This is a genomic window from Haladaptatus sp. R4 (genome assembly GCF_001625445.1).
In the GTDB taxonomy this organism is placed as follows: Archaea; Halobacteriota; Halobacteria; order Halobacteriales; family Haladaptataceae; genus Haladaptatus.
Genome location: NZ_LWHG01000028.1, coordinates 130,333 through 153,269, shown reverse-complemented (window position 1 = coordinate 153,269; position 22,937 = coordinate 130,333). Strand labels below are relative to the sequence as shown.

Annotated in this window: 20 protein-coding genes and 1 tRNA gene; 8 read left to right on the top strand and 13 right to left on the bottom strand. The window is 61.2% G+C overall.

Annotated features, from left to right (window positions below):
* Positions 1 to 60: 60 nt before the first annotated feature.
* Positions 61 to 930 carry a CheF family chemotaxis protein gene (locus A4G99_RS15760; RefSeq protein WP_066145666.1) on the top strand — a complete coding sequence of 290 codons (870 nt, stop codon included), beginning with the start codon at positions 61 to 63 and terminating at the stop codon, positions 928 to 930.
* A 77-nt stretch (positions 931 to 1,007) separates the two neighbouring features.
* Positions 1,008 to 1,544 carry a metallophosphoesterase family protein gene (locus tag A4G99_RS15755; protein WP_066145661.1) on the top strand — a complete coding sequence of 179 codons (537 nt, stop codon included), beginning with the start codon at positions 1,008 to 1,010 and terminating at the stop codon, positions 1,542 to 1,544.
* 30 nt (positions 1,545 to 1,574) lie between these two features.
* On the opposite strand, the gene A4G99_RS15750 is transcribed toward A4G99_RS15755, so the two are convergent.
* The 7 genes from A4G99_RS15750 to A4G99_RS15725 all read right to left on the bottom strand — a co-directional run bounded on the left by A4G99_RS15750 (position 1,575) and on the right by A4G99_RS15725 (position 7,890).
* Positions 1,575 to 2,441 carry a CheF family chemotaxis protein gene (locus tag A4G99_RS15750; protein ID WP_066145656.1) on the bottom strand — a complete coding sequence of 289 codons (867 nt, stop codon included), beginning with the start codon at positions 2,439 to 2,441 and terminating at the stop codon, positions 1,575 to 1,577.
* A gap of 27 nt (positions 2,442 to 2,468) precedes the next feature.
* Positions 2,469 to 3,140, bottom strand: a complete 672-nt coding sequence (locus A4G99_RS27395) for a methyl-accepting chemotaxis protein (RefSeq protein ID WP_223301920.1) — start codon at positions 3,138 to 3,140, stop codon at positions 2,469 to 2,471.
* Positions 3,044 to 4,420: a PAS domain-containing protein gene (locus A4G99_RS15745; RefSeq protein ID WP_223301919.1), complete on the bottom strand. Its 1,377-nt coding sequence runs from the start codon at positions 4,418 to 4,420 to the stop codon at positions 3,044 to 3,046. Before A4G99_RS15745 ends, A4G99_RS27395 begins: the two co-directional genes overlap by 97 nt.
* A gap of 94 nt (positions 4,421 to 4,514) precedes the next feature.
* Positions 4,515 to 5,735, bottom strand: coding sequence for a HEAT repeat domain-containing protein (locus A4G99_RS15740; protein ID WP_066145653.1), 1,221 nt, complete (start codon positions 5,733 to 5,735; stop codon positions 4,515 to 4,517).
* Between the two features lie 100 nt (positions 5,736 to 5,835).
* A complete protein-coding gene (locus A4G99_RS15735) occupies positions 5,836 to 6,465 on the bottom strand; it encodes an archaellin/type IV pilin N-terminal domain-containing protein (RefSeq protein ID WP_066145650.1) in 630 nt (209 codons plus the stop codon).
* Positions 6,466 to 6,470: 5 nt separating this feature from the next.
* Complete coding sequence (locus A4G99_RS15730; protein WP_066145647.1) at positions 6,471 to 7,094, bottom strand: archaellin/type IV pilin N-terminal domain-containing protein; 624 nt, start codon at positions 7,092 to 7,094, stop codon at positions 6,471 to 6,473.
* A gap of 454 nt (positions 7,095 to 7,548) precedes the next feature.
* A complete protein-coding gene (locus A4G99_RS15725) occupies positions 7,549 to 7,890 on the bottom strand; it encodes a helix-turn-helix domain-containing protein (protein ID WP_066145644.1) in 342 nt (113 codons plus the stop codon).
* A 196-nt stretch (positions 7,891 to 8,086) separates the two neighbouring features.
* Between A4G99_RS15725 and A4G99_RS15720 the strand changes: the two genes are divergently transcribed.
* The 6 genes from A4G99_RS15720 to A4G99_RS15695 all read left to right on the top strand — a co-directional run bounded on the left by A4G99_RS15720 (position 8,087) and on the right by A4G99_RS15695 (position 14,811).
* A complete protein-coding gene (locus tag A4G99_RS15720) occupies positions 8,087 to 8,470 on the top strand; it encodes a chemotaxis protein CheW (RefSeq protein WP_255359107.1) in 384 nt (127 codons plus the stop codon).
* A gap of 510 nt (positions 8,471 to 8,980) precedes the next feature.
* On the top strand, positions 8,981 to 10,801 hold the full coding sequence (gene glmS / locus A4G99_RS15715) for a glutamine--fructose-6-phosphate transaminase (isomerizing) (protein ID WP_066145641.1): 1,821 nt from the start codon (positions 8,981 to 8,983) through the stop codon (positions 10,799 to 10,801).
* Positions 10,802 to 10,889: 88 nt separating this feature from the next.
* Complete coding sequence (locus tag A4G99_RS15710) at positions 10,890 to 11,849, top strand: polysaccharide deacetylase family protein (RefSeq protein WP_066145638.1); 960 nt, start codon at positions 10,890 to 10,892, stop codon at positions 11,847 to 11,849.
* 280 nt (positions 11,850 to 12,129) lie between these two features.
* On the top strand, positions 12,130 to 13,716 hold the full coding sequence (locus A4G99_RS15705; RefSeq protein ID WP_066145635.1) for an alkaline phosphatase family protein: 1,587 nt from the start codon (positions 12,130 to 12,132) through the stop codon (positions 13,714 to 13,716).
* Positions 13,713 to 14,663: an NAD-dependent epimerase/dehydratase family protein gene (locus A4G99_RS15700; RefSeq protein WP_066145632.1), complete on the top strand. Its 951-nt coding sequence runs from the start codon at positions 13,713 to 13,715 to the stop codon at positions 14,661 to 14,663. The genes A4G99_RS15705 and A4G99_RS15700 overlap by 4 nt, the downstream gene beginning before the upstream one ends.
* Before the next feature lie 63 nt (positions 14,664 to 14,726).
* Positions 14,727 to 14,811: transfer RNA gene (locus A4G99_RS15695), tRNA-Ile, on the top strand.
* A 63-nt stretch (positions 14,812 to 14,874) separates the two neighbouring features.
* Here the strand turns inward: A4G99_RS15695 and A4G99_RS15690 are convergent.
* The 6 genes from A4G99_RS15690 to A4G99_RS15665 form a co-directional block, all read right to left on the bottom strand.
* Positions 14,875 to 15,825, bottom strand: coding sequence for a nitronate monooxygenase family protein (locus tag A4G99_RS15690; protein WP_223301961.1), 951 nt, complete (start codon positions 15,823 to 15,825; stop codon positions 14,875 to 14,877).
* A gap of 244 nt (positions 15,826 to 16,069) precedes the next feature.
* On the bottom strand, positions 16,070 to 17,539 hold the full coding sequence (locus tag A4G99_RS15685; protein WP_066145626.1) for an oligosaccharide flippase family protein: 1,470 nt from the start codon (positions 17,537 to 17,539) through the stop codon (positions 16,070 to 16,072).
* A 31-nt stretch (positions 17,540 to 17,570) separates the two neighbouring features.
* A complete protein-coding gene (locus A4G99_RS15680; RefSeq protein WP_066145623.1) occupies positions 17,571 to 19,364 on the bottom strand; it encodes a hypothetical protein in 1,794 nt (597 codons plus the stop codon).
* Between the two features lie 113 nt (positions 19,365 to 19,477).
* A complete protein-coding gene (locus A4G99_RS15675; protein ID WP_066146644.1) occupies positions 19,478 to 20,404 on the bottom strand; it encodes a glycosyltransferase in 927 nt (308 codons plus the stop codon).
* A gap of 309 nt (positions 20,405 to 20,713) precedes the next feature.
* Complete coding sequence (locus tag A4G99_RS15670) at positions 20,714 to 21,787, bottom strand: DUF354 domain-containing protein (RefSeq protein ID WP_066145621.1); 1,074 nt, start codon at positions 21,785 to 21,787, stop codon at positions 20,714 to 20,716.
* 2 nt (positions 21,788 to 21,789) lie between these two features.
* Complete coding sequence (locus tag A4G99_RS15665; RefSeq protein WP_066146640.1) at positions 21,790 to 22,863, bottom strand: GNAT family N-acetyltransferase; 1,074 nt, start codon at positions 22,861 to 22,863, stop codon at positions 21,790 to 21,792.
* Between the last annotated feature and the right edge of the window lie 74 nt (positions 22,864 to 22,937).

Genomic DNA, 22,937 nt, shown 5'->3' with positions numbered 1-22,937 from the left:
AATTACTTATGAGTCCAGCACACAGAAAACGAAAGAGAAAGCGAATCGTGGAGCAAAGCCATGTCTGAAACAGTTATCGCCGATTTCGTCGCAAGATTCAGCCTCGACACGCGGGAGTCGCTGGAACCGGTTCGTGGACGAATTGTCCTCAGCCAGAAACGACTCGTGTTGGCCGAGAGCGGATCGAAGACGACGATACCGTTACGTTCGATCTTCGACATCTCTGTCGGTCACGTCCCGTCCGACCTCGAAGGGTTCTTTCAGGATACCGTCACCGTCGCATACGAAGCGGACGATGGTCGCCACACGGCCGTCATCGAAGCCAAAAACGACAACGTCGGGAAGTTCAAGGTCTTCCTTTTCAAGGCCATCCTGAGCGGCACGCCCGTCACGGTGAAACACCCGGCACGCGTCGGTGGGCGCGTCACCGACCAGCGGTTCGAGACCGGAAAGCTTCGAATCCAGTCCGGAACGGTAGAATTTATCGGAATCCCCGACCCGTTCGCGGTCGACCTCTCGGGCGTGAGTTACTTCCAGAAACAGGACCGCGACGTGGGCGGAACCACACGAACCGTCGTCGCGATCCGCCACGCCGACAACGGGCAGACAGTCACCTCGGAATTCGTCGTCGCCGCCGACCGCAAACTCAACCTGCTCGGACGATATCTGCGTCTCGAATACGCCGAGATCTCCCAACAAGCGGAGCGGATCGACGTTACCGAACAGGAGATGGAAGCCCTCGTCGCCATCTACTCCGGCGCGAACAGCGGCAACCTCGCTGGCGCGCTCGGCATCGACGCCGGAAGCGCATCGATGGTGCTCACCGAAATCGAGAAGAAAGGGCTGGTGAACCCGGCCAACGACGGCCTCTCGCTGACCCCCCCGGCGAAGATGATCGTCAGCGACCGTATCGAGAAAGTGAACACGTGAGAGCAGTGGCGGACACTGGATCCTTATTTCTCCCTCCATCCCACAGAGTAGTAATAGATCGATTCGTCTGTGGCCGTATGGAAGTCGCAATCCTCTCGGACATGCACATCCCCGGCCAAAAAGAGCGGATTCCCGACGCGTTCCGCGAGCACATCGAGGTAGCGGACCACGTCATCCACGCTGGCGACTTCGGCTCCGAGGAGGCACTCGCCGACGTACGGTCGCTGACGTCCGATCTGACGGCCGTCTACGGCAACGCCGACCCGAACGACATCGACCTCCCTCCGGTCGCATCCGTCGAAGTCGATGGCCTGACGTTCGTCGTGCTCCACGGCATTATCAACCCCGTCGAGCGAGCGGTGTCCAGTTCGGAGGGTGTCGTCATGAACCGCGACGATTGGCTGGACGCTATCGCCGACACGACGCGAGCGCGGGCCGACGAACCCACGGTCGGCATCGGTGGCCACACCCACGAGGTCGAGGACACGGTTCACGACGGGATTCGCCTGTTGAACCCGGGGTCCGCGACCGGTGTCGGGCCGGACATCGACGCGACGATGATGACCGTCGAAGTCACCGACGGAGACCTCGACGTCACGCTACACGAGGCATAAAAAAGCATAAACAGCAGGCTCGGACGGCCGTTATTTCTCGCTGATGGACTCGCTGGCAATGTTCCGCCCGCGTGTCTTCAAGCTTACTTCACGGCGCTTTCTGACCTCGTCCAGTACTTCGAGTTCGATGAGTCGCTCGAAGATTTCCTCGACTTTGTCCACGTCCATGCCGAGGAAATCGGGAATCTCGAACGATGAGACGCCGGTGTACAGCGCCATCAGAACTTCTTTTTCGGTCTCCGATAGCTCGGCTCCCGATTTGCTCTGTTGTTCGCCCTTCTGGAAGAGCGATCCGAGGAGCGAACAGCGACGTGACTGCCCGGAGATGTACGTCTGAACGCTCGTGCTTCCCTCCGAATGTTCGACTTCGAGGACGGTTCTGGTCTGTCCTTCGACGGTTCGCTTTGCGGTATCGACCTGCCCGATATCGTCGAGTTCGAGTTGGACGAAGATGCCGCTGGCCACCGCGATTCCGACCTCGCCGACTTCGATTTTTACCCGTGCACGCTCCCAGTCCGTGTTCTGCACCACGCCCCCTTTGACCGCCGGGTGCTTGACGAGGATCATCGACTGGTTCAACATCGCGCCGTACAGTTTCGCCTCGAACTCGTCGATTTCGAGCTGTGAAGAGACGAGAAACACGTCGCCGTCGAACTCCAAGCTGATGTAGTCGGACACACTGGCGACCGACTGGTTCACGTCGTACCGGCCGCTCATGCCGCTGACTTTCGAAAGCGGAATCGATCGTTTCCCCCCGTTTCCGGCGAGAACGAGCCGTCGATTGGAGAGCAGAATGCGTCCGCTCGTCCAAGCGGCGTCCTTCAGCTTTTGGCCGCCTTTCATCGCTTGGAGGAACTTTCCTCGCGTATCTGTAATCTTGTATTCGCCTTCACTCATGAGTGAGAGAGATGGAAATCGTCGTCGTTAGTTCGATCCCGCAGTGAGGTCGCCGACGCGGTCCGCGAGTTCGCTGATCGCTGTCGTCTGTTCCATGCTGGCCCCGACGATGTCCTCGGTGGCGGCTTCGACCTGTTCGGTCGTATCGCGCACGTCCTCGACGGTCGCCATCACTTGTTCGACGTTAGCGGCCTGTTCATCGTTCGCCTCCGCGACTTCGGTCACGCCGACCGCGGCCTCGTCCACGGCGTCCGCGATCTCTTCGAGGGCGATGAGGGCGTCCTCGATTTCCTCGCCCGCGTACCGAACCTGTTGGTTCGATTCCTCGACGGCGACGACGGTCTCGTTGGCTTGGGACTGGATATCCTCGATCCGACCGGCGATTTCCTCGGTGTGTTCGCGCGTCTGATTCGCCAGTTCCTTGACCTCGTCCGCGACGACTTCGAACCCGCTCCCGGCGTCTCCGGCACGGGCAGCCTCGATGTTGGCGTTCAGTGCGAGGAGGTTCGTCTGGTCCGCTACTTCGGCGATTACCTCGATGACGCCTTCGATCTCGGCCATCTGTGATTCGAGTTCGGTGACGGTCTCCACGAGGTCGTCGCTCATCTCGATGACGTCGTCCGTCGCCTCGCGCGCACCCTCGCTGGAATCGAGACCTGTGTCGGCCGCCGCTTGCGCCTGCTCCGCGGCGGAAGCCACTTGGTCGGAGCTCGCGGCGACCTCTTGCATGCTCGCGCTGAAATTCTCCATCTCGTTGGCGACGATGGTAAGGAGTGACGTCTGTTCCTCCACACGCTCCTCGATGGTGTGAGCTGAACCCGAGGCTTTATCGACCGATTCGGCGAGTTCGGACGCCTGCTCGTCCACTCGGTCGTGAGCAGTTCGAACCGCTCACCCATGTCGTTCACTTGATCGACCACCGAGATGAGCCGATCGTCGATCACGTCGTACTCGTCGGTGTAGTTGGCGCGAGCCGAGAGGTCACCATCTCGCATGGCGGACAGGGTGCTCCCGAGTTCCTCGACCAATCCCCTCACGCTATCGTGGCGACGGACGTCCTCGGTACGGTCGTGCACAGTCTCAACCACAGCGATCAGTTTTCCGTCCTGATAGAGCGGTTTGGCTGCGAAGGCGATCTGCCGCTCTTCTCCGCCCTGTGCCATCATCTGACTCTCGTCGCGGTAGAGTTGATTATCGTCGGCGTCCCGGTCGACATCGAATTCGAGATGTGTGTTCTCCGGAGCGTCGAGGATTTTGTCCGCGAGCGTCTTACTCCGGCGGCCGTCGGGATAGAACGCGGTACTCGCCCGTGTCGACCCGATGGCTTCCTGGCGCGGCGTGCCGGTCAGTTCTTCGAGGGAACTGTTCCACGCCACGACTTCGTGGTCCGCGTTGAGCATGAACACCGGAAGACCGATCCCGTCGAGAAGCGCTTCGTCGTCGACGTTGAGTTCGTCCTCATCCTCGTCTTCCTCGGCCGGGAGCAGGGACTCGTGTGCCTCCAGTCCGGATTGCATGCCGGAAACGCCTGCCCATATCGCGTCTATGAGTTCGGACTCCGCTCGTGTGAGTTCGTCGGAAACCGCTTCGTTTCCGTCGCCGAGTCGGTGATCGAGCCGGTCGAAGGTCGCTTCTACCATCGTTTCGAACGCGGCACCGTACGTCGCGGCGAACGTCGCCCCCGGAACACCCGCCTCCGCGTGTTCACGTCCGAGACGAGGCGCTTCCGCAATAGTCGCCTCACTGTTCGAAAACAGTCCGTTCAGATGGTGGGCTTGTGCCTGTTGCAGTTCGTCGCTGGCACCCGTCCCACTGTATACGTCCGCTACAGAATTTGTCGAAATATTGTCATTCCTTGAGACAGTAACCTTACTAGTTTGTGCCCCTCCATCGAACTTGATGCGTTTTTGGGACTCTCCAGAGGTATCCGTATCCCGGAGAACGTCCTTTAAAACCCGGATGAGCGAGTCCGTAACCATTGTTGGCGAATCAAGACACTAGCCGAATATAAAACTTTAGTAAAATCTCAGAATAGATAATGATGCCGTCAATATGTAGATACTATTTCTTACACTACGCCCTCCCACCGAGTTTCGAAAGTGCGGAGAAGGCACGCTTTCGGACCTCCTCGTCGTCGGTCGTATCTACGAGATCATCGAGTCGTTCCCGTGAGCGTTCACCCCCGACCTTCCCGAGACCGAACGCGGCCATCGCTTGTGCATCCGTCGTCGCTTCGGAGTCGGAGAGCACCTCCAGGAGCGCGGTTTCGACCGATTTACCGCCGATCTCTGCGAGACTAGTGACGGCGAACTGTGCCGTCATACCGTCGTCGGCGTCCAGCACTCCCACGAGTGTCTCGATCGCTTCCCACCGGTTTTGGGTACCTGTCACCCGACCAAGCAACCAAGTCGCGTTGCGGCGCTGGTGTGCCTGTGATCCCTCTTCGATGATCTCGACGAGCGACGTGACGACGACGCGATGCTCGCTCGTACTGAGCTTTTCGACCATCGTCTCCCGGAGCTCGTGGCTCTTCTCCGGTGGTACGTTCGAGAGCAACTCGATGAGGGAGAACACGGCCGCCTTTCGAACCGCATCCGATTTATCCCCTAGCAGTTCGATGAGGGCGTCGAGAGGTCTCTCACTACCGAAGGTCCCGAGCGATCCAGCGGCGATTCGTCGCACCGCTTCGGCAGGGTCGTTGAGCATACCGAGCAGAGCGGAAAGCGCCTCGTCCCCTTGCATCCGACCGAGCGCTTCAGCCGTCTCCCGACGGACTTCGACTTCCTCGTCGGTTCGTCGCTCGGCGAGGTGGGACACTGCTCGTTTGTCCTCAAGCCGTCCCAGTGCACGCGCGATACGCGAGCGAACTCGGGGATCCGGGTCCGACAACTGGCGAATCAGATCCTCGGTCGCGGAGCGGCTCCCGATCCGTCCGAGAACGTTCGCGGCCGCCATTCGAAGCTCCGGTTGATCGGACGTGAGCGCGTCCGTGAGTTCCTCCGCTCGCGCCCACTCAGCTCTACTTCCGCTGATCTCCTCGCCAACGATGGCAGCGATGAGCTGTTCGACCGCTTCCCGTTGGTCGAGGGCGTCGATGGCGGCTGCTCGAACCGCAGCGTTCGGATCGTCCTGTGCGGCCGTCGTCAGTGAGTCCACGACCTCGTCGTCCGGGACGTCGAGGTCGCCGAGGATTTCTGCGGCTCGCTGTCGAATGGTGTCGTTGTTGCTTTCGCCGAGCACCGTGACGAGGCGTTCAGCGTCGGCCTCTTTTTCGAGGGTAAACAGCGATGTCACGGATTGGAATTATTGTAGGGGATGAAAAATCTACCTTTTCAAAGAAACGTGGTGACTCATGATTGGGGAAGGTTGCACTAAAAAGGAAGAGAGTACCTGGTTAGACCGTCACCGCGCTCTCCTGGGAGAGCGATTGCGGGACGTTCACACGGTAGAGCGTGACTGCACCGTACTGCGTGGTGAGTCGAAGTTCGGCCGTCTGACCCTCGGAGAGTCCGTAGACGTTGCTACCAGCGATTCCCGACGCGTTCAGGGAGATCGTGAAGCGGTCGTCCTGGCTGTTGAGAACGGGAACCGATTTGTCGCCGTCCTTGATCGCCGAGACGGTGAATTGGGTACCGTTCGCGTTGCTGCCGTTCACGAGCGTCACTGCCTTGTTCGGGCCGATCCACTCGATGGTGGCCGTGGAGAGATTGATGTCGTCCGACCCCGATCCGCGCATGACCGTCAAATTGACCGTATCGACGTACTCCTTTCCGTTCGGATCGTAAGTACCGGTGCCGTCCAGCGTCGTCACGTTACCGAAGCCGGAGACGACCTGAACGCGGTTGGAGACCTGTGCCGTGCTGTCTTGGCCCGTCTGCTCGGATTTCGACTGGAGGAAGCCCGCCGTGTTGATGAGCACACCGGCCGCGATCGCCGCGACCAGCACCATTGCGATGAACACGATGAGCGTTCCGATACCGACCTGACCTCTGTTATTGAGGCGCTGTTGAATTGCGTCTTTCATTTTTATTAGACCGTCACCGCGCTCTCCTGGGAGAGCGACTGTGGGATGTTCGCGCGGTAGAGCGTGACTGCACCGTACTGCGTAGTGAGTTTGAGGTCGACCGTCTGGCCCTCGCCGAGCGCTTTCGCGCCGATTGCCGTCGCGTTCATCGAGATCGTGAAGCGGTCGTCCTGACTGTTGAGGACCGGTGCGGAGTCGTCCTCGTCCTTTATGTCCGAGACGTTGAAGTAGTGGCTGTCACCGGGCGTCATGCCTGCGGATTTCGCATTCGTCGCGGACAGGTTTCCTGCCACGAGCGTCTTTGCCTTGTTCGGACCGATCCACTCGATGGTGGCCGTCGAGAGGTTGATGTCATCGGAACCCGACCCGCGCATGACGGTCAGGTTGATGTAGTCAACCTGTTCACTCGACGTCACGTTACCGAAGCCGGAGACGACTTCGACGCGGTTGGAGACCTGTGCCGTGCTGTCTTGGCCCGTCTGCTGGGACTTCGACTGGAGGAAACCCGCCGTGTTGATGAGCACACCGGCCGCGATTGCCGCGACCAGCACCATCGCGATGAACACGATGAGCGTTCCGATACCGACCTGACCTCTGTTATTGAGGCGCTGTTGAATTGCGTCTTTCATGATTTCTCACTTCATGTCCGAACCGAAATGTATCACGGTTCGGACTCTATGCGGAACGAATCAAAGGATTGTATTAAATCTACGTATCCAATTATCAGGTGTGATATCGTTCTTAGACGGCCAATAATGGCAATATAATCCAAAATGAGGCCATCAACGGAGAAAATTCGTTCTGGTCGCTTATCCGTATATAATTAACACTGCCTAAGCAGTCATATATTCATCAATGGCAAGTTTTCGTCTAATCTGAGGAGAGGAGATCACCTTCGAACCCGTACATGAACGCACTGACGGTCATCGCGATGGCCGTAAGAACGACGAAGGGAAAGCCGATGAAGAGCTAGAACAGCGTTCATCGTTCGGCCCGGGAATACCACTGACGGCGAACGTAACCATCGAGAACTCCGAGATGGCAGGTATGACGCCGAAGAACACGTGCTTATTGGCGGTACGGTTACCGTTGCTCCTTCAGGTCGCGCCACACGTCTACCAATGCGTTCTCGACTTCGGGACGGTCACCGACGGACACGTCGATACCATCACTCTGAAACGAGATCGACACGCTATCGATGTCACGCCGATACACTTTCGTTCGGCGGCCTTCGTTCGAGAACTCGCGCCCGATCAGTTCGAGCAGGTTCGCCTCGGTGAGTTCTTCTATTCGGCGATAGCTGGTCGCTATCGGGATACCAAGCTCCTCGCTTAGCTCCTGTGCGGATTTCGGTTCGTGTGTTGCGTCGAGTATTTCGGCGTTGTATTTGTTACCGAGCACCCGCAGCAGTTCCACAGACCCCATCGGTTATCGACTTTGATAACAAGAGCATAAAAAGATACCGTCACTCTCGTCACAGAAACTTAATTTGAAAGTATTAGAATTGTAGAGAGGTCGCGCCGAAGTGAAACGGAATTTTCGTGAGATGGCCTTCAGCGGAACAGTAAAGTGGATCCCCAAAGGAGAACCACTCATGTCAAAAAGCGTTTCTGAATTACAGGTGTTAGTTTTTCGTCTCGAAGACAAACAGTACTGCATCGATATCGCGCACATCGACGAGATCGTGGACCGTCACGAGTTGACGAAACTACCCGATTCGAAACCCCACGTCGAAGGGGTCATGGACCTTCGGGGGACGACGACGACCATCGTCAACCCGAAAACCGTCCTCGGGCAGACCGGATCCGGGGCAGGTGACCGGGTGATCGTTTTCGAGACGGAAGACGAGCGAAGCATCGGGTGGGTAATCGACGAGGTGAATCAAGTCGTCAGCCTCGACGATGCCGACGTGGACGAGTCGGTCGAGAGCAAGTCCGTCCACGGCGTCGTTCGACAAGACGATGAGTTCGTCATTTGGGTCAAGCCATCCGCCATCAACATCTGAGCCCACAGGACACGGCGAAAATTCAGCTCTCATATTTTCTTGTCACGGTCGTCCATCGAACTTTTTCTTGTAACGGCCGTCCATCGAACTCGTTCACGCCGATGAGGGTCCCCGTAGGACGTCTGTATCCTGTGTTGTCAGGTCCAGTTCGACATCCGTTCGCTTCCGTCAGTAACGGAACGAAAGTAGCCGGTCCGTACCGAGTGGTACCGAGCGTACTGCCTGCAAAATGCCTTCTCGGCACCCATCTAGCGGAGACGAGTACGACACCATTGGAAGGACCTAAGACCGGCCTTCGGACCGGTCAGAGGGCGTATAACAAAGAGGTAATCCGGGTATTCGTAATTACCGTTCACCCCCGAATTGGAGACATCGGGGTACTGGACATAGCGGAGTTGCCTATGAGATTCCCGAACGATAGACGAACAGATATCGGAAGTCGTACCGTCCAATGGAACCACCTGCGAACGCTTCGTCGGCAATGAGTGACAACAGGGAGGTATTCGACTAATGTGTGGTATCATCGCCCGAGTTGGCGAAACGCAAGACGCGGTAGACGAGTTGCTCGTCGGTCTCGAAAACCTCGAATATCGAGGCTACGATTCGGCCGGACTCGCCGTCAAAAACGGGGGAGGCCCAGCGGTCTTCAAACGTGAAGGCCAGATATCTCACCTGAAGGAGATGTTGATAGACGAAGTCCCGTCCGGCGGCCTCGGCATCGGACACACCCGATGGAGTACGCACGGACCACCGACCGACGAAAACGCCCATCCGCACACCGGGTGTGACGAAAAGGTCGCCGTCGTTCACAACGGCATCATCGAGAACTACGAAGCGCTCCGAACGGAGCTCACCGAACGTGGTCACACGTTCGAAAGCGACACCGATACCGAGGTGATCCCGCATCTGGTCGAGGATCATCTCGAACGCGGTGCGACGCCGGAAGAGGCGTTCCGGCGGACGATCCGACAGCTCTCGGGGAGTTATGCCGTCGCGATGTTGGTCGAAGGAAGCGATGCCGTGTACGCGACTCGGTCGGGGTCGCCGCTCGTCCTCGGTGTCAGGGAAGGAACCCACTTCCTCGCCAGCGACGTCCCCGCCTTCTTGGATTTCACCGACGAGGTGATCTTCCTCGACGATGGTGATGTCGTCGTCATCGAACCCGGCCAGCACGAGATAACGAAACTCGATGGAACGCCGGTCGAGCGCACCAGTCAGACGTTCGATTGGGACCCACAGGATGCCGGGAAGGGTGGCTACGACCACTACATGCTGAAGGAGATTCACGAACAACCAACGTCGCTCCGTCAAACGCTCCGTGGGCGTGTCGACCAAACGACCGGCGATATCTCGCTGGAGGATTTCCCGGCGGGGACGTTCGAGGACGTTCGACGCGTTCAGTTCGTCGCCTGCGGGACGTCGTACCACGCGGGTCTCGCCGGAAACAGCTTCGTGGAACGTCGCGGCGTCCCTGCCCAGACGTTCCTCGCAAGCGAGTACGCCGTCTCCCCGCCACCGGTGGACGAGGAGACGCTCGTCGTCGGTGTCACCCAGAGCGGCGAAACGGCGGACACCCTCTCGGCCTTGCGACGGGCGAACGCGAGCGGTGCACGGACGCTCGCGGTGACGAACGTCGTCGGATCCACCGCCGCACGCGAGTGTGACGACGCGCTGTTCATCCGGGCCGGTCCGGAAATCGGTGTGGCCGCCACGAAGACGTTCTCCTCACAAGTCGCCTCGCTGTCCCTCCTCGGCGAGCGAATCGTCCGGGATACGGTCGGCACGCGAAGCGACGGCATCGAGGAAGTGCTGTCCGCCTTTGGCGACCTGCCCGACCACATCCAACAGATCCTCGATTACACGAAAGCTCACCGCGTCGCAAAACGCTACCACGACAGCGAGTCCTACTTCTTCATCGGGCGGGGAACGATGTTCCCGGTCGCGCTGGAAGGGGCACTCAAGTTCAAGGAGATTTCGTACGAGCACGCGGAAGGCTTCGCGGCGGGCGAACTGAAACACGGACCGCTCGCGCTGGTGACGCCGGCAACCCCGGTGTTCGCCGTGTTCGACGGCCGTCACGACGAGAAGACCCTGAACAACGTCAAGGAAGTCGACGCTCGCGGTGCGCCGGTCGTCGCGGTGGCGAGCGATTCGAACGAGGCGATCTTCCAGCACGCGGACGACGTGTTGACGATTCCCGACACGCACCCCGATGCGGCGGGAATCCTCGCCAACGTCCAGTTGCAACTGCTCTCGTATCACGCCGCCGCCCTCCTCGACCGACCCATCGACAAGCCACGTAATCTGGCGAAGAGCGTGACTGTCGAATGAATCGCCCGGGTAATCCTCGCTTACCCACCCGAACGAAACTGAACGGTCGGCGCGGTTTAATCGCGTTCCGACCGGGTTTTCGACAGACATGAACGCCGTCGTCCTCTCGCTCGACGCCGAACTCGCATGGGGCTATCACGACCTCTCGGAGGTCAAGGAGAACGTCGAGACCGCACGAACATCGTGGTCTCGGCTTCTCGCTCTGTTCGACGAGTTCAACATCCCGGCGACGTGGGCAGTCGTCGGTCATCTCTTTCTCGAATCGTGTGACGGGACGCATGCGAACCATCCGACACCGACGGACGACTGGTTCGACCGCGACCCCGGTGGCAGTGCGTCGGAGAACCCGTTCTGGTTCGGTGACGGCCTGATCGATGCCATCATCGACGCCGACGCACGGCACGAACTCGGCTGCCATACGTTTTCACACGTCGAACTCGGCGACGAGGCGACGGATCGGGAGGTCGCAGTCGCGGAGACACGACGAAGTATCGAAACCGCGGACGACGCGGGGTACACCCTCGAATCGTTCGTCTTCCCACGAAACAAGATCGGGCATCGGGACGTGCTCGCCGCCTACGGACTCACCTGCTATCGCGGCCAACGGCCGGAACTCTGGTACGACGGGTCGCGCTTCCAGTCGCTCGGAAAGCTCATCGATTTGCTCGTGAGCAGGACGAGTCCGCCGCTCGTCACACCCGAAGTCGACGAGTACGGACTGGTGAACATCCCGGCATCGATGTTCCTGTTCGGTTACGAGGGACGGGCGCGAACCGTCACCGAACGGCTTTGGGGAGACCCGCTCATTCGCTCGGCGAAGCGCGGCATCGACCGCGCCGCGGACGCCGACGAGGGGGTATTTCATCTCTGGATGCACCCGAACAACTTCACGGAGGAACGGGATTTCGAGCGATTGCGAACGATCCTCGAACATCTCGCAACCCGCCGCGACGAGGCGAGGCTTCAGGTCCGGACGATGGGCGAAATCGCGGGCGCGATTCGGGGAACCGATCCCGCGACGACCCGAACGCCCATCGGTCCGCGGTAGCGGGCGGTTCTCTCGAATCGATTTTTCTCGTCGTCGCTCGGCGTTTCGATAGAGTAGGCTGTTGCTGGTCCCCCCATCGGGATACATTCCCGACCGGTCGGAGTGCCACGGGACGATTTTTCGTGTTCCAGCCGGTATTCGAGTGGAACCGTCGGAAACAGTCCCAAATACGCCGAGTAGACACACCCAGACCCCTCGAAACAAGCCCATAACAAAGCGAACCCCGATGGTGAAACCGATAGAGCCACGGGCAGGTGGACTGCCCCGGCAACGATAACTTATGTCGATGGAAACTGAGAGCCCGGAACGGGCGTTCGTCCTCGGATTGGACGGCGTCCCATGGGATTTGATTCGGCGATGGACAGGGGAAGGACAGCTACCGAACTTCTCTCGGTTGCTGGAGGAGGGTGCGTCCGGCCCGCTAACGAGTACGACACCGGATTCGACACCGCTAGCATGGCCGACGATCGCGACCGGCGTCTGGCCCGATAAGCACGGACTGTACGGCTTCCAACACCTGGAGCGGGGGTACACCCACCGGATGAACACCAGCGCGGACGTTCGCCGTCCGGAACTGTGGGACATCATCTCGCCCGCCGTCGTCGGCAACGTTCCGATGACGTACCCGGCGAGCGACATCGACGGGTCGCTCGTCACCGGGATGATGACCCCGGAGATGGACGACGGGTTCACCCAACCGCCGGAACTGGCCGACGAAATCGCGGACGAGATTCCGGACTACCAGATAGGCCTGTCGTGGGACGAGTACCGGGACCGACCCGAGGAGTTCCGCGAGGAACTGGCGAAGCTCCTCTCGACGCGTCGAACCCTGATGCAACGGTTGATGGAGGAACAGTGGCGGCTGTTCTTTTTCGTCTACACCGCCCCCGACCGCCTTCAGCACCTCATCTGGGAGGACGACGTGCTTCTCGAACACTACCAGCAACTGGACGAGATTCTGGGGGAGGTGATGGAGTACATCGAATCCCGTGATGCGGTACTGTTCGTCGTCTCCGACCACGGTTTCGGTCCGATTTCTCGGTTCGCCTTCCTCAACACGCTGCTCGAACGCGAGAACCTCCTGACGCGAAAGAGCGGCAACGGCACGCGGGGGACGCTCGCCAAGATGGGGCTAACGAAGGACCGGGTCGAGGGAGTAATGGCCCGCCTCGGCATCAACGAAAAGTCGCTCATCGAGCATCTTCCACGGGGATTGGTCGATTCCGTCGCCACGCACGTTCCCGGGAACCACAGCCTCTACGACGTGAATTTCGAGGAAACAGTCGCCTTCGCCCACGGGTCGGGTAACGTCTACATCAACGACACCATGCGCTTCGACCCCGGCGTCGTCGCGCCCGCCGACGTACCCGCGCTCAAGGAAGAACTCCGAACGCTGTTCGAAGGGGTGACCGACCCGGAAACGGACGACGCCCCACTGAACGTCCACGACGGGGACGAGGTGTTTCCGACGGACCCCTATTCACCCGACCTCGTGGTCAAGGGCATCGAGGGGTACGAAACGGCCGTGTCGCTCACCCGTTCGGTGTTCAGGGACAGCGGGAGCAAGGTCGCCAGTCATCGCCCCGAGGGAATCTTCTTCGCGTGGGGGGCCAGTATCGAAGCGGAATCGACGGCGAACGAAGCGACCGTCACGGACGTCGCCCCGACCCTGCTTCACGCGTTGGACGAGGCGGTCCCCTCCGACGCCGACGGTCGCGTGTTGAAGGAGATTTTCCATCCCCACTCCAAACCGGGACGTCGGGCCGTCTCACAGCGTGATTACGGTAAATCCGGGGAGACCGAAGCCGTCGAAGCTGACTTCGACGGCGTGGAAGATCGGCTCCGCGGTCTGGGGTACATGGAATGACCGGTGGACGACGATCGGTCGACGACTCGGTCGTTCCACGCGGACAAACGGTTCTCATCACGGGTGGTGCGGGGTTCGTCGGTAGCCACCTCGCCGAAGCGCTCGTGGATCACAACGACGTTCGAATCCTCGACGATTTCTCCGCCGGAAAGCGCGGTAATCTCCCGTCGGACGTCACCGTCATCGAGGGCGACGTACGCGACCCGGCGGTCGTCGATGAGGCCATGTCCGGCGTCGATCTCGTCTTTCACGAGGCCGCGATGGTCAGCGTCTCGAAGTCGGTCGAACGACCGCTCCGGAGCCACGCCGTCACCGGCGACGGGAGCCTGCTCGTCCTCGACTGCGCTCGGCGGGAGGACGCGCGGGTCGTCCTCGCCTCCAGCGCCGCGGTGTACGGCCATCCCGAATCCGTGCCGATTCACGAATCGGCGGGAAAGCAACCGACCTCCCCCTACGGCATCGACAAACTGACCGCCGATCTGTACGCTCGCCGATTTTCCGACCTCTACGGGCTCGAAACGGTCGTCCTTCGGTATTTCAACATCTATGGACCGCGGCAGAACCCAGAGTACAGCGCCGTCGTCCGTACCTTCTTCGACCGTGCGAACGAGGGCGAGGACATCGCCATCGAAGGTGACGGAACCCAGACCCGCGATTTCGTCCACGTCGACGACGTGGTGCAGGCCAACTGCCGCGCCGCCACGACCGACAAGGTCGGAGAAGCGTTCAACATCGGCACCGGTTCGAGCGTCACGGTTCGCGGCCTCGCAGAAGCGATCCGCCGCGTGGCCGACTCCGATTCGGAGGTCGTTCACGTCGACCCGCGCCCGGGCGACATCGACGACAGCAGGGCGGACATCACGCGGGCGAGGGAGGGACTCGGTTACGAACCGACCGTCTCGCTCTCCGAAGGCCTCGATTCGCTCGTCGGCGAACTCACGGTCTGATCGAATTCTTCCCCCCTTCAGGGCCACCATAACAAAGGTAGTCCCGCCCCAAGGGGAAAACGAGGAAGGGTGGCTCAGTGGTAGAGCACCACCAACTTGTTGGTGGGAGCTTGATAGGCTTCGCGTGGTTCGAATCCCGCCCCTTCCGTTTTCCGACGAACGAACGTGAGGAGTGGAAACGAAGGATCACCGATCGTTCTATACTCGTCAGTCATCTCTTTTGCAACGCTTCGAGCGTCTCCTCGGTGAGCGTTTCGACGACACATCCCGCCGGTCGTATCGTGTCGGTCAATCCCGCGCTCTGCCCGGCGTACAGCGGCAGTTCCTCCACGTCCCCGTTCATCCCGGGAACGGCGAGCGAATCTTCGTATCTGTGAACGGGGTCCCCAGCGTCAGTTTCCGCGACGACCTCCCCCTCCCCCGGTCGATGGCTTTCGGGTCGTCCCGCAGCGTTCCAGTCCGAGACAGTCGCGTTTTCGATCACTCGATGTGGCACCTCCGGCCATCCCTCGTCGAAGAGGTTCGAGTAGACCGTCTCGGTCTCGTTCGCTTCGATCACTCGCCGTCGATAGCGACGGTGAACGTTGGCTTCCTCGGTTGCAAGGAATCGCGTCCCGAGCCACGCACCTGCTGCGCCGAGGGTAAGGACGGCGGCGATTCCGCGACCGTCCGCGATTCCACCGGCCGCGATAACGGGCGTGTCGGGAACGGTATCGACGATACGCGGGACTAACGGCAGGGTAGCGACCTCGCTCTGTACGTGACCGCCCGCTTCCCATCCCTGTGCGACGAGGACGTCCACGCCCGCATCGACGGCATTCTCCGCCTCCTCGGCGCTGCCGACGGATTGGAGAACGGTACCGTCGCGGTCGTGAATCCGTTCGACGTACGGTGCGGCGGTCCCGAACGAGAACGAGAACACCTCGACACCGGCGTCGAGACAGGCTTCGAGATGTGTTTCCGTCGGAACGTCCTTCGCGCTCGGATCCTCGACGATGTTCACGCCGAACACGCCGTCGGTTCGCTGGTCGGTTTCGGCCAATAGCCGACGGGTCGTCGCCGCGTCCCGCCACGTGATGGCCAACATTCCGAGCGCACCGGCGTCCGCGACGGCGGCCGCCAGTTCGGGACAGGTCGCGCTTCCGATGGGCGCTTGAACGATGGGGACGTCGAGGCCGAGAGCGTCCCCGTGAGCGTCGTCGCTACTGTGGACACGATTGATCGATTAGAGATGCGCCGTACGGACCTTTGGTTCTAGGGGTGTGGAATTCGAAATCACCGTCAAGCGATCGAAGTCCGCTCCCCACCATCACGCAGTCGTAATCTGGTCGGTCGAGTCGGAGTCCAGTCGGTCGAGTCGTAATTCGGTCGGTCGAGTCGGAGTCCGGTCGTGCCGACCGACTCCGTTAGGACTCCAGCACGTTCGCGACGCGACCGATGTCGAGCAGGCCGCTCATCGTCGCCAGACCGGCCCAGACAGCGCCGCCGAGCAGCACCACCCCGGCGAGCGATATCGGTCCCGAGACGAACGGGAGGGCGAGGTACACGACGGCGGACATGGCGAACGTGATGGCGAGGACGAAGGCGGCGTGTCGGAACAGGCGCGAAACAGGGAGTTCCAATTCGTGGTGGACGACGAGCACGTTGACGGCGACGTAGACGGAAAAGGTCGCGACGGTGGCCCAGGCCGCGCCGACGGCACCGAACGACGGGATGAGAACGAGGTTGAGGACGAAGTTCGCGGCGGAGGTCGCGCCCTTGGCCCACGCCCGTTCCCGCGCTCTGCCGAGGTAGTCGAGCGCGTCGCTGGTGATCAACGATACGGCGCTGAGGACGACGTACCCCGAGAACACCTGCACGACGGGGATGGCCCCGGCGTATTTCGCGCCGAACACCTGCCTCACGGCGGGACCGGCGAGGAGTGCCAATCCGGCGGCGGCGGGAACGTAGAGCAGGAGCGTGTGTCGTAACGTCGTCCCGTAGAGACTCGCGGCCGCGTCGCGTGCGTCGTCGGCCTTCTGCTCGCCGTAGGTCGGCGAGATGGTGAATCCGAGGGAGGCCGCGGGGGCCTGAAGGAACGTGGCGATGTTCTTGGCGAGGTAGTAGGAACTCACCGCGACCGGACCGACGATGGCCCCGACGAGGATGGTGTCGATGCGCTTGTCGAGGACGTTCGCACCCTGCGTCGCCGTGAGCGGAATGCTGTACCTGAGGACGCGCCGAGAGAGTCCGTCCTCGGGTTCGTCCGCGTCGTCGATGGTCGAGTAGAACTTCCAGTAGAGGACGGCGAACCCGACGACCGTCGCCACCGCATAGCTAACCACGTAGCCGAGGAGCGCGCCGCCAGCACCGCCGAGGACGACGACGCCGATGACGACGAACACCAGTAGACTTACGCTTCCCGTCGCCCTCGTCACGGCGCTCCACGTCACCCGATTGAATCCTTGAAACACGACGACTGCGAACGTGGAGAGCGAGTAGCATGCGATGTACGCCCCGCCGAACACCATCAGCGGAGCGAGTTCGGGTTGGTGGATGAGACGGGCGATAGTCCCCGAAAACAGGGTAAACGCCCCGGACACGACGACGATAGCGATGACCCGATAGCGAAGCGCCGCACGGAGAACGTAGGGGACCTGTCCCGGATCGCGTTCCCGATATTCGGTGACGTATCTGGCCGCCGATTTCGAAGTGCCGAGGTCGGCGAACAGTCCGGCGACGCCGAACACGGCGAGCGCGCTCCCGAGGAGTCCGTACTGGGCAGGTGTGAGCAAAAATCGGGTGAGGACGAGGACTAACAACCCGCTCGCAACCATGTGAACCGCACGAGCACCCAACGATGCCTTGAACCCGCGTGCGAAGGTTTTCGTGTCCATTATCGGATGAAATTCTGCGATCTGAATCCCGTCATTTGATGTAGTAGAGGTCGAAGCCGCCACCCGATTGTACCCTGTCCACGCCGGGCTGACTTTCGAGCGTTCTGAATCCGCGCTCCGGGAATCGAAGCCCGCGATACACGGAGAGTTCCCGCGCTCTGGCGGCGTCGGTTATCGGGAGGTATCGCGGCCCATCGAAGACGTGCTCCAACCGTCCGGCGGTGAAGTTCTTCTCGGTAGCGTTGTAGTTGCCGTAAATCCCTTCGCCACGGAAATCGGCGCGCCTGCTCGCCTCGTAGCCGAGAATTCCGTCCGAGTACCGCTTGCCGGACGCTCGAAGTCCGGTGAATTTCACGTCACCTCGATGTGCGAGCGCAGTCGAGAATCCCGTCATCTCGCCGTCCGAAACCTGTCCGGACGTCTGGTACATATAGGGGGAGTGGAAGATTGTCACCAGCGAGAGGACGAGCATGATGGCGAAGAGTATCACGATGAACCCGGACACCGGGCCGTCGTTCGGTAGTCTTCTTCCCGCCGCGTCCACCCCACGGGCGAGCGCGATGGCGCCAAGCATCGTAACGGGGACCATGAGGAATCCCAGTATCCGAAAGTGAAACTGAGCGTAACTGGCGATGAAGAAGGCGACGAAGAGGACGAACAACGGAACGGTGCCGATGGCGAGATACTTGCTGAACGCGTTCGCGTCCGTTCCACGAACGCGGCCGAGGAGGCCGCCGAGCATCAGGATGCCCGCCAGGAGGAGGAAGACGAAACTGACGAGAAACAGTTTCAAAAAGAGCAGACGGATGCTGCCGCCGAGTTGGGAGAGGCTCGCGGCCGCGTGTGCGGAATCCGCGCCCGCAGTCGGATCGGAGAGCAGGCTGTTGATGAGCGCGTGCACCGCCCCGCCCGACCGTTGATGAAACGGTGACCACGCGAGAAACATCGCCCCGAGGAAGAACGTCTGTGAGTACAGCGCCCGGTGGTGTGCGATGGCGTGTTCCTTGCGGAACAGGCGATAGATGAACTGGACGACGATGACGCCACCGAACAACAGGATGACGTTGGCTGCTTGTTGGGGATGAACGAACACGACGGCGATCGACGCGAGGGCGAGTAGCGCCCCCGCCCCGGTTCCCAGAATCGGCACCCGTCGAGGGTTCGATAGGGTGACGTACTTCGCCACGAGGTAGAGTATGAGCGGGAGGAACAGGATGGCTTGCGATGTCGGGTGGGGCATGACGAAGACGCTGATCGTGTTTATCGGCAGGAGCAGGAATCCCGAAATCGCCGCGTACGTCACCGCCCTGTCGTCGTCCACCACGGCACCGACGGTGAGCGGAACGAACAGCAGATAGACGAGGACGAACGCGGAGACCATGACGAGCATCGCCTGCGTGAGCGCCATGCCGGTCGCTTCGTGAACCACGATGGCGATGGTATGCGTACCGGGGTACAACAGATCGTAGGCGGGCATGTTCCCCGAGATGATGTCCTTCGCCCATCCGAGATGTGTCAGCGAGTCGCCCGGCCCGTAGAAGTAATACCCCCTGACGAGGGGGAGCGATGCGATGGTCAGCACCGTCCCCCCGCCGAGTACGAGACCGAGCGTGCGATACCAGTCGGGTGCGGACACCGCAACCGCGGTGCCGAGGAGGAGCGCGAGGCCCGCCCCGACCCAGAAGAGGAGCGGCGTCGATCGGTAGATCGAGAGTTCGTAACCGTGCGCTGGCGATCTGTGTGCGATGAAAACCCCCGCTGCGAGCGCACAGAACCCGGCGACCAGCGTTAGCTTCTCCAGTCGGTGTGCGTAGGTCCGTGCCATTTAATCGTCACCCTCGTCGCCGGAACGGCCCTTTGTTATAGACCACCTGATTCGTCGATGTCGTGACGAACCGGGTGACGGCGGCCGAACCTGATTCGATGTGTGAGGGCACATCAGAGGACGGACTCGTAGACGGCACGGATCCGATCACCCATTCGTTCGAGTCCGACATCGCGGACGTTCTCGCGTCCGTTCGACGGACGGGGGGACGAAAGCACGTCCACCAACCCGTCCACGAGTTCGTCGTCGGACCGACAGACGTGCGACGGGGAGACGTCCGCCAAACGGTCCTCGACGTCGCCGACGTCGGTCGTCACGACCGGCAGGTTACACGCCATCGCCTCCTTGACGGAGTTCGGCGACCCCTCGCTCTTCGAGGGCAACAGGAGTACGTCCGCCGCGTTGTAGTAGGAGGCCATCTCGTCGTGTGGTACCCCGTAGACGCTCTGGAGTTCCACCGGCCCATCGACCTGCTTCGCGGCGGCCGTGACCACCCGCTCCGCTCGCGGGAAGTCCTTTACCTCCCGCATCGGCGGATAGGGAAAGAGGACGTGTTTGGCGTTTCGGGACCACCCGACCGCGTCGCGGGCTTCACCCGTCGGTTGCGGGGAAAACCGTTCGAGGTCGATTCCGTGCGGGATGACGTGGCACGGAGAGTCGAGTTCCGCCGCCATCCCGTCGGACATGACGATGACGGCATCGCAGTGGCGGGCACAGAATTTGCTCAACCAGCCGTACTCGCCGAGGAGGTCTGACCCCCATAGCGAAAGGACGACCGGCAAGCGAACCTGTGCCAGCGCCATCGGTGCTGTGAGTCCGTAGTTCGCGTGAACCAGGTCGTAGCCGTCTAAGGAATTTTTGAGGACTGTCGGGAAAAAGCGGAGGTAGTCGGTCGGCCGTCGTTCGGTGACCGATTCGTGGGTACGATGGGTTCCGGGCGGCGCGAGTGTCTCTTCGTGGACGCCGCGCGCTTCGAGAACCCGTAGTTGTTCGTTGTAAAATCGGGCTTCGACGTTCGTCACGAGGTTCAGCACCCGCAGCGGTCGCTGCTGGACGCTGGCGCTCGGCTGTGAGGTTCCTCTCGACACGTTGCTGAACCCGATGGTAGTGTCGGCCTTTGTTATCCGTGGCTTTCCCGGGGGCAGGTTCGGCGTACCGAAAATCGCCCAATTTCGCCCCCGAACGTTGCGATTCGTCCCACGGGTCGGCCGAGAAAATATATCGTCCCTGATGATTCGCGCGACGAGCGTCGTGAGTCGGTCGGCGACGGATTCGAAGCGACCGGAACGAGAAAAAGTACGAAAAACCGAATTCGATATCGGTGCGATACCGTGACCGTTCGAGATCCGCTATCGGTGCGATACCGCGACCGTTCGTTCGATACGCTGCTGTGGGACCACGGCCGTTCTCGCCACGTCCACGATGACGTCGGTGAGGTTCACCTTGTCGGCGAGATACTCGTCCCGTCGCTCGCGGAGACGGCGTTTCGCCGAGTCGTCCGAGATGGTGGTGAGCGCCTGTGAGAGCACGTCGTCGAACTCCCGGAAGTTGTAGATGAGCCCCTCGCGTTCGAGTTCGATGAAGTTGCCCATGTCCGACTCGCCGACGAAGGAGTTCGACCGGATCGCGGGCGTGCCCAAGAGTGCCGCCTCCGTCACCATCGTCTGGGTGTCGGCGACGAGCAGGGACGCCTCGGCCAGCGCGTCGTGGAGTAGGGCTGGATGGAGGTCGAACTCGTAGGAGTCTCCGGGGGCCGGGTTGCCGCCCTCGTCGGAGACGAACACAGTGACGTGCTCGGAGAGCGCGGCGATGAGTTTCCGACGCTTTTCCGGCGAGAAACCCGAGTGGCCCACGTCGTGGTGCGAGCCGAACGCGTTGAACCGGACGATGGCGTACTCCTCGTCCTGCTCGACGCCGAGTCGGTCCCGAATCGTCGGGTCGGGTTCGTACACGTCCGGGTGGAGATAGGCGAGTTCCTTGAACCCGCGGAACTCGTAGTGGTTCGCGCCGAGGTCCTTGCCGAAGGTGTGCGGCGTGAGGAACGTGTCCACGAACGGCCGGGACGCGACGTGGTCGAACGTCGTCGGTTCCGAGTCGGCGACGACGACGACCGGCGTGCGCGACATCGCCCCGGCGTGGGCCGCGTAGGAGCCGACGCCGAAGATGAGATCCGGATCGTAGCGGCGCGTCTGCCGGAAGATTTCGAGGTACTGCCCCGGCAGTTCGCGGAAGAGCGAAAACATCGTCGTCTCGCACTTGCCGTAGATTCGATACGGCAGGTCGTGATAGTCCAACAGTGCATGGGTACAACCGTAATCCCGACCGAGGACGAGCACGTCGTGGCCTTCCGCTTGCAGTCGCTCTATCGCGTGGCGATAGAGGTGGACGTGGGCGGGCGTGTTGGTGAAGAAGAGGTATCGCATTCTCATCCCCTCACGAACTGGTAGGCCCGTTTCGCGGCACTCATCGTCGTCCCGTTCGATTCGACCAGGTAGTACGGGACCAAGTCGGCCCCGAACTTCGCCTTGTATCGGCAGAGCCGCTCCGTGTTGGCCCCCATCAGGTCGTACCTCGTCACCGAATCGACCGGCGGTTCCTCGACGATGTCCTGAATGATGTTCCAGTGGACGAGGCTGTTCACGCTCGTCCCCTCGTACACCGAGCGGGCACCGCCCTGCCAGAAGTACGCCGCGTCGTTCGAGTAGAGCGCGGTGATTCCGGTCAGGTAGTTCCCCTCGTCGTCCCGAGCGACGTAGGTCTGGGCGGCGTCGTCGAGTCCCTCCCAGAGGTCCCGAACGTACTCCCACGAGAGGCCGAGCGTCTCGTCCTGTTCGTCGTACCGTTCGACGGTGTGCTCGAACACGTCGCGCGCCCCGTCGATTCCCTCGCGGGTGACGGTGACGTCGAGGTCCTCCGCGTCACGAATCTCCCGGCGGAGGCTCTTGCTGAAGGATTTCTTCACGGCGTCGGCCGTGGTCGATGCGAGGTCAAGTTCGTAGGTGAAGTACGGTTCGACGCTCAGGTCTCCCCAGGAATACGGTCGCGGGTCGCCGTAGTCGGTGCCACAGAGCATGCGGAACAGGGTCAGTCCGGACTCCATCTGTTCACCCACGCGCTGTGCGACCGGCGAATCGAAGCCGACCTCGGCGAGTCGCGCCGTGTAGTCGGTTCGGATCCGGTCGAGCACCGTCTCGGTGAACTCGCGGTTGACCTTCTCCTGCTTCCGTCGTTTCGGACTCGTCGGCATCAGAATCGGTCCCAGCCGCGGAATCCCCATCCCTGGCGGTGGCGAGAACGCGGCGGTTCCGAGCGGCCCGTTCCGTACGACGACGGGAAGCAGGGCGATAGCCTGTTGTCCCTTGAAGCCCCCGTACAATCGGAGTTCGCCCGGTGCGTGCCGCTCAATCGCCGCGAGCGCCGCCGGACGGTGAAACACCTCGAACCCGTCGTTGGGGAGCGCGTCAGCCCACTCTTCGATAGATAAACGTTCGACTCTCATTCGTTCGTCTCGTCCGACGATAACGGCGGTTTTCACTTTGTTATCCCCCGCCTGCCGCGACGAATGATCGTCCG